The organism is Pseudomonas sp. DE0010 (assembly GCF_007680745.1).
Lineage (GTDB): Bacteria > Pseudomonadota > Gammaproteobacteria > Pseudomonadales > Pseudomonadaceae > Aquipseudomonas > Aquipseudomonas parafulva_B.
This window is the reverse complement of record NZ_VEJQ01000150.1, coordinates 1-298: the sequence shown is the minus strand read 5'-3', so window position 1 is coordinate 298 and position 298 is coordinate 1. Positions and strand designations below refer to the sequence as shown.

Annotated in this window: 1 protein-coding gene; it reads left to right on the top strand. The window is 68.8% G+C overall.

The annotated features are described in order from the left end of the window. The coding region (locus FS767_RS22030) for an ATP-binding protein (protein ID WP_256674308.1) at nucleotides 1-298 on the top strand (298 nt) is incomplete at both ends.

Here is a 298-nt window from a genome sequence, read left to right as displayed (position 1 = left end):
CCCTGGGCGGCCCCTTCCGCTTCATCTTCCGCCCGGCGCCGGCGCTGTGGAATTGCCGGCTCGATCCGATCCAGCTGGAGACGGCGCTGCTCAACATCGTCGACAACGCTCGCCTGGCCATGCAGGAGCGCGGCACCGGCACCCTGACCCTGGAAACCCTCAACGTCGAGGTCAATGGCCAGGACCTGGCCCATGGCGGCCTGGCCCAGGGGCATTATGTCTGCATCGCCCTGACCGACACCGGCTGCGGCATGTCGACCGACGTGCTCGGGCGCGCCCTGGACCCCTTCTTCACCAC